We start from the raw sequence: 7323 nt of genomic DNA on the forward strand, positions 1-7323 counted from the left end.
TATCGCAGTAATATGTTTGAAAATATGGCACAAGCTCAACGTTTATGTTCTTTTGGACTAGACACACTCAAGCAGCTTTTTAGAATGAAATAGCCCTGGGTTACTACAGCCTCAGATTTGGCAATAATTGGCAGCAAGAGTATCCTAAATTGAGCCAATGGTTTGAGGTATTGCATCAACAGAAGTCGGTTTACTCTACCATGCCAAAAGCATAAAGCAATTTAGCTGACTTTAATCACTTGAGTTTTTGGAAGACCTCGTAGCTATCATATTCACCTATTCAATAGAAAGGGTAACTAATGATGACCGCTCTGGCTCACCTTCAGCTTACTTGTTTGCTTGGACTGGATTGTAACTAATCATTGGCGAACATAATTTTGAGAGTAACTTAAAAATTGAGGCACAAAGGCTTAATCTAAATATTCATATAGATTAAGCCTTTGCAAAAAACAAAGGAAAAATTATTACTTTTTTGAAAGTAGCTTCAAAAAAATGAAACAATTATTTTCTTTACTTATTGGTTTAACTTTCACAAGTCTATTACCATCTCAAGGATTCTTAAAAGAAGCTAACCACAAACTCAACTCTATCGATAATCAGGCTCAAATACCTGCTATACCTCAGTTTTATTCCCCATCAAATTTTTCTGAAGGTCTAGCACGGATACAAATTGATCAGAAATGGGGCTATATCGATAAAACAGGTAAATTCGCTATTCCTCCTCAGTTTGAGGGTGCTACAGATTTTACTCAAGGATTAGCACGAGTCTGGGTGAATCAAAAGTGGGGTTATATTGATAAAACGGGTAAATTCGCTATTCCACCACAATTTGATTACGCAGCTAACTTTTCTGAAGGGCTGGCTCTGGTTAGCATAGATAATCAAGCTAGCTACATCGATAAAACAGGTAAGCGTGTTCTCCAGCCAAAGTTAACTGCCTTTACTAATTTCAGCTCACAAAGAGCAGATGCCGCCAACTTTTATGAAGGATTAGCACGAATAAAAATTGCTGGCAAGTCTGGCTACATCGATAAAACAGGTAATATTGTCATTCAACCACAGTTTGATGTTGCTGAAGCTTTTTCTTCTGGAAGAGCATGGGTGCAAATCAAAGGTTCTGGGCGTGGTAGATATGGTTATATCGATAAAACAGGCAAGTTTGTCATTAGGTTCGATCAGCAGCAACTATACGGTGCTTCTAAATTTTCACAAGGGTTAGCTGTAGTTGGCTCTAATAGTAAGCTAGGCTATATGGACACCACAGGCTCCTTTGTGATTAAACCACAATTCGATTATGCCTTTAACTTCTCCGAAGGAATGGCATGGATTGGTGTTGCTCAGAAGTCTGGCTATGTTGACAAAACAGGTAAAATTGTCATCAAGCCCCAGTTTACTAGTGCAACAGATTTTTCTGAAGGATTAGCATCGGTTAACATCGGCAATAAATGGGGCTACATCGACAAAACAGGTAAAGTACTTGTTTCACCACAGTTCGATTATGCTGCTAAATTTTCCGGCTCTTTAGCACTAGTGAGCATTGGTAACAAATGTGGTTATATCGACAAAACTGGAAAAATGACGCTTCAACTACACTCTAGTTTGGCTCCTAAGATCAGTGAGGGAGCTTGGTGTAGAGTCCAATGGTAGTAAGAAGCTCATCTTTGGCGCATCCTCTAATTATTCATGCGCCAGAGTCTAGCTTGAAAACGAGCAGCGCTCGCTACTTGTCCCCACATCAACACTTCCCACTCTAAATGCTAAATTTTATTTAGCTACCCAGCAGGAGTTTTCTTTTTCTTATGTGGTTCTGGTCTGCCGATTCAGTAGAACAAGAATTATTTGATTTGTACGCTCCAGCCCTGCGCTCGCTCGGCGTAAATTTCAATGACGAGCAACTCCAAGAAACTCTAGAAGCATCCAGTTATTGCTTAGAAGATGCTTTCAGGAGCGCAATTGTTTATATGCTTTGGCTCGAAGAAAATCTAAAACCGATCTACCCGACTGCGATACTAATCGAGGCACTGGCAAATCAATGGCGCACCAAGTACTGGAAGCCGGAGTATTTGGAACTTGAACAGTTGCTCTCAAGAGGAAAACGCTGGTGGAGGGCAGCAGTGGATAAGTAGAGTTACGACGAACGTAATCAACTGGTTGCAGATATATTTTACGACCAGGGGCAAGAATTTATTAAATTCCGCAATGGGAAAGAAATTCTAGTTTACACTGCTTATAAGTGGGGATGGGAGCGAGTCGCAGATTATGCGTCCCCGTTTTCAGAGAATAATTGGTCGCTTGGCGGTATCAATGCAAGGGAATCTTGATTTACATCTTCTGCACAAGAGTAGACAAGCACCGTCAACCAGCAATCGCTTTAGCAGGTATAACTCGCTTGATTAGCGCGATCTCTTTCTATGATAGGCGATAAGCCTACGGCATGGCTTCGCTTACCGCAACAAGCAGGGGATATTGACCTGGATGAGAGAGAAACACGTCGCCTCATCGATGCCCAGCTATGAGCAGAAGATGGGAAGTAGATTCACAATAGCTTACTTACTCCTGATCAAACTGAGATCATGCTTAGAAACTCCCTTAACAAATTTGGAACTGCTTCCATATATTGGTTTCGATGGATTGCATTCATTGTGGATAAAACTGGCAACCACCTCAAAGCTGCAACAATAGGAGACAATTGTTGAGCTTGCTCAAACGCTTGTTGGAGTCTTTCCTTAGTCTCATATTCAGCCCATTGTTCTAAGTAGAAAGCTTTGAGTTGCTCAAACCAAGATGAATTTTTTGCTAATTTAAATCTCCTCTTCAAACAATCGTAAGTACTATGGAGGCTGAAAAAAGGATGAGTGATGCTACTATCACCCCAGTCAAAAAACAAGTAATTTTCATCGCAAATAAAGATGTTCCCATCGTGTAAATCACCATGATGCAAAGTTTCTGGTATACCAAAGGTCGCTAGTTCTTCACATAATTTAACTAATAAGTTAGCCTGATTCTCTAAGCACTGATATTCGAGTAAATTAAGTCCACCAGGCTGATTCAGCCCTAACGTTTCGGTATCCATTAGCAGTTGTTGAAACCTAACAGGCAAGATTGCTAAACGACGATCAGGCACACCCAGTTCCAGAAACTCATTAAGATATTTGGTACAATCCTGTTGCAATTTTGCATAGCAGGGGAGAAAGTAGCGAAGCTGCTATGAGCCGCCACGCAACGCCTGGAAACGCTACCCAGAGAGAGTTTCATCAAAATTTTTCAACTTTTACCCGAAAATGAGATTTTGACCAATTGGATGCACACTAAAAGCTGTACCATTTAAACCTCACTGATTTTTGCAGCCTGAAACCCGTATGGCTACGTTACTAAATGCAGTACCAAATAGCCTAAAGGTCAATTGATACTGCAAAAACAAGCTAATTCTTATAATTTCGGGTGAAAGAGCTATTTTATTTCTGTAACTCCTGCGTAACAAGGCTTTCAGGCGTTGCGTGGTGGTTCATGACAGGCTCGCTACTTTTACCCCTAGCAGGGTAAAAGATTCTGCCAATGTTTAATGTCATCTTCAATTTTCAGAGTGTCCTGAAGCATTATTCCTCCATCAAGCATAAGTAGCCAACCAAGCTCCCCATTAATCGCTAAAACTTGTGGCATACATTGAGGATACCGATGCGATAGCACTTGGCTAAGTGCGGCTTCATAAGCAAGCTCTGATACAACTGCTTTGAAATAAATATTACCGATGCTTGTGGGTATTTGCAGAACGGTTGACCAGTGACGAACGCGAAGCTGCTTAATTGAATCAATGCGTTTGATGTCTTTTTGATGTAACTCACAATCAATCCAACTACTGGCTTGCTCAAGCCAGCTTGGTTGTGTCCAAAGTAGCCCATCAAGATAAGTCACACAGATCCTCAACGAGTGTTTTTTAATTGCAAATGCTTTTTTGTTAGTTTAACCTGACTTTAAAAACCAATGAATAACCTTGCTTTACAGTCTCCTGCTTTTTCAGCAAACCCTATATAAACCCTACCTCTGCATTGGACCGCCACATCATCTCGGCTAACGCCACTGCCTCACCCAAGGCGCGTATAATACATATTCCCCCAACATTGCAATTGCAATCCTCTGTTGCCTTGCCTACTTAAACAAAGCTTTCGCATCCGACTTGGGCTTGATCTGTGCTGCCTTTGGCTTTCTACCTTCTTCGCAAGCAGCGACAAAAAAGGCTGACGGTGACTTGATCCCCTTTTTAAGTGGTCGCCGCAGGCGAGGTATCTTAAATGAACCGTATTTATGTGTAACTATTTTCTATAACAAAGAAGTTGCTGCACTAGTTGTTCCCGAATCTTTTTATCTTGAATAACTTGAGCCACAACTAAAGCTTGATTATAATCACTAATTTTTGCTTTTAATAAAGCAATTTTTTCTAAAGAACTGGCTCTATCACCATCATCATCTACTACTGTAATATCTGGTGGGTTGCCAAAATTTAAAACCCGTGATTCTGGGTTAGAGATAGTTTTAGCTGCGGCAAAAGCTAAGTCTGAAACTTGTTTTGCTGACTGGATTTTTTGAGCGCGAAGATATGTTTCCCCTATACTTATTAACCCTCTAGTTTTATTTTCAGGATTTTTGGTATTTTGAGACAGTATATTAACAATCTCACTAGCATCATTACCATTTTCGATAACTAATTTAGCTAACTCTGGCAGCCTATAATCTCGTGTTGTTGTAGGTATAGCTTGTATAATCTGCAAAGCAGCATTATATTGTTTAGCTGCAATAAAAGGCTCTGACATTCTTTGTAAAAGATTATCACGCACTGAAGAGTCTTTCTCTGTTTGAACTGCCTGTATTGCTTCGGCTAACAATTTCTTGGCTTGCGGTTGATTACCAATTTTAAGAAATGCCTGTGCAACACTCACCAAAGCAAAAGCACGTTGTTGTGGTGCTAATTTCCTTGCCTCAGCAGTTGCTTGATTTAACAGTTTATCTGTTTGTGCAGTTTTACCAAATGCAGTTGCAACTAGGGCTAGTGTTTGTACTTTATAAACTGAATTACCAGAGTTGTGAATCTGCTGAACTATAGACAAAGCGCGTTCTAGTTGTTTGTTTTGGGCATAACCTTCAGCGACTTTTTGCAATAAGCGATTGCGCTGGTCAATATCGGCTTTATCCATTTTTTGAGCAATCTGCAAGGGTAATTCAATATTTCTGGCTTTAATTGCTGCATCGGCAATTCGTAACAGCCAATCTTCTCTACCCATGAAATCATTTCGTTTTGTCTTACTTATTAAGTCAAAAGCAAGTTTATATTGTTTTTCAGCCAACGAATTTGCCAAAATATTTTGCAAAAAACCGACATTATCTATAGCCTCTGGCGTTTGAATTAAAGGAGTAAGTTCAGTAATAATTTGTTCAACTTTTTGTAACTGCCCTGCTTTACTATATTCGTTTGCAATGATTCCCAAAGTTAGGGCTTTTTGTTCTACATTTTGTAATTTTTGTGCTGCTTTATAAGCTGCATCTCTCTGTCCACCTTTAGCATATGTCTGAATTAGCGGTGCTTGAAGGTAAACTGCATTACTATCATTACCAGTTGCTTGCAGGGCTGCGGCAAAATTTTGGTCAGCTAGCTGCTGTTGACCTTTATTACCATCAGCGAGAGCAATTTCTACGAAGCTTCTACCTTTAAACTCTGGTGTTTCTATATTTTGTGCTAATTTTTGGGCTGCTTCTAGTTGGTTTGTCTGAGTTAATTGCTTAACAACTTCAAATCTAATTCTAGAACGATAGTAAGGATCAGATATTGAAGTAACTAGTTGTAAAGCACGTTCAGTTTTACCTGATTGAGCGTAAGTAACAGCAATAGTTTCTAATACCAAAACTTGACGGATTGGTTCTTGAGGTTGAATTTGTTGGGCAAACTGAAGCGACTGCTCCAAAATTTGTTCTGCTTGCACTGTTTGTTTAAGTGCTAAATATTCTTGAGCAATAGGAGTTAAAGCTTTAGTTTGAAATTCTGCACCTTTAATAGACTGACTAGTGGTTAATGCTTGTGTCAACAATGATAAAGCTTGCTGTTGTTCGCCAATTATCCGAAAATAATTAGCTATCCTAGTTAAACTTTGAGTTTTTGCAACACTGTAACTACTATTCAAACTCTGGGTTAAGCTTGTTAACGATGTCAATAATTGGCGTAGCTGTGGTTTTTGGCTAGGCTCAATTTGTTGAGCTAATCTTCCTAAGAGTGACTCTTGGGGTAAGTAACTATCGACTAGCTGAGTGAGAAAAGTTCTTGTTACTGTTGAATTTTGGGCTTTTAGAGCAATTTGTATAGCTTGGTTAATACGCGAAATTGCTTGTTCATTTTTACCAGCAGGAATATCTTGTTCCAAATCCGACACAAGTATATTAATTTGAATTTGGGTATCTTGTTGCTGCTGTTGTTGACAAGTGGTGGTTTGGGCTAATATCGGCGATAAAAATATAAAACTAACAGTATCTAACAAAGTTAAAAGTGATAAGGTTACAATAAAAACCTGGGAATAAGATTTTTGCATACAAAAGATTGTACTGTTTTAGTCAAGTCTTCTTTTTGTTATACAAGCTATTTTGCGGTTATTACGTAAAAATCATAAAAGACTTAATTTATCTAACCGCAGAGGGGCTAGGGTGCAGAGGAGAAATTATTTGTATCATTCATTTAGTGAAATGGTATTACCTGTATTGAAATCGCCGGGGCAAAGATAGTGGAATGGCGCAGCATCTATGTGGGGGTACGATGTCCGTAACCAACTCGTTGCAGATGTGTTTTATGACAATGGTGCAGAATTCATCAAGTTCACCAACGGCAAAGAAATAACGGTAGAGACAGCTTGACGTTGGGATTGGGAACGATTGCTAAAATATGCGACTAATCGATAGCACTCGCTACTCCTCCCACTTCACCAACACCCCATCCACAATCGCAATTCCCCACTGCGGAAACTTCGCCAACAATTTCTTGATCACAATTTGCAAAGCCGGATCATCATTCCAGCACTCCTGCAAAAAGGGGTAGTGTTACGGAAAGTGTCACCAGGGGCAAAGTAATGAAGAAAGTACCGAATCTTATTGCGGAGTTGGAACTTTATCCAGTTTGATTTGGTTTTAGTGAATAAAAAAGCTTGAAAGACACATAAAAATCGCTCCATAGTTCCGACTCCAATCTAAGGCGGAACTTTTTGCGCCGCTCCGTGGTAGTGTAATCAGGATACATTTTACAAATAAACAATGAAGCGACATTGGGAAGTAGACGAGTTAATTGAGTAT

General features: G+C 39.5%; 6 protein-coding genes. 2 read left to right on the forward strand and 4 right to left on the reverse strand.

The annotated features are described in order from the left end of the window. Positions 1-492 precede the first annotated feature (492 nt). Positions 493-1647, forward strand: a complete 1155-nt coding sequence (locus tag H6G26_RS36445) for a WG repeat-containing protein (protein ID WP_190736305.1) — start codon at positions 493-495, stop codon at positions 1645-1647. 152 nt (positions 1648-1799) lie between these two features. Continuing rightward, complete coding sequence (locus H6G26_RS43340) at positions 1800-2126, forward strand: hypothetical protein (RefSeq protein ID WP_242054194.1); 327 nt, start codon at positions 1800-1802, stop codon at positions 2124-2126. 434 nt (positions 2127-2560) lie between these two features. Here H6G26_RS43340 and H6G26_RS36455 read toward each other — a convergent pair whose 3' ends face one another. From H6G26_RS36455 to H6G26_RS42205, 4 genes are all read right to left on the reverse strand, one after another. Then, positions 2561-3124 (reverse strand): phosphotransferase, encoded by a 564-nt coding sequence (locus tag H6G26_RS36455; protein WP_190736307.1) that lies wholly within the window; start codon positions 3122-3124, stop codon positions 2561-2563. A 407-nt stretch (positions 3125-3531) separates the two neighbouring features. Continuing rightward, positions 3532-3912, reverse strand: coding sequence for a hypothetical protein (locus H6G26_RS36460; protein WP_190736309.1), 381 nt, complete (start codon positions 3910-3912; stop codon positions 3532-3534). A 398-nt stretch (positions 3913-4310) separates the two neighbouring features. After that, positions 4311-6572, reverse strand: coding sequence for a hypothetical protein (locus tag H6G26_RS36465; RefSeq protein ID WP_190736311.1), 2262 nt, complete (start codon positions 6570-6572; stop codon positions 4311-4313). 569 nt (positions 6573-7141) lie between these two features. Then, positions 7142-7323, reverse strand: a 182-nt coding sequence (locus H6G26_RS42205) for a hypothetical protein (RefSeq protein ID WP_206757585.1), incomplete at its 5' end; no start/stop codon positions are given.

It is taken from the genome of Nostoc sp. FACHB-888 (genome assembly GCF_014696655.1).
Classification (GTDB): domain Bacteria; phylum Cyanobacteriota; class Cyanobacteriia; order Cyanobacteriales; family Nostocaceae; genus Nostoc.

What these genes read in the sequence shown, in the direction of transcription:
- H6G26_RS36445 (WP_190736305.1), top strand. Translation starts at nt 493, where the DNA reads ATGAAACAATTATTTTCTTTACTTATTGGTTTAACTTTCACAAGTCTA.
- H6G26_RS43340 (WP_242054194.1), top strand. Translation starts at nt 1,800, where the DNA reads ATGTGGTTCTGGTCTGCCGATTCAGTAGAACAAGAATTATTTGATTTG.
- H6G26_RS36465 (WP_190736311.1), bottom strand. Translation starts at nt 6,572, where the DNA reads ATGCAAAAATCTTATTCCCAGGTTTTTATTGTAACCTTATCACTTTTA.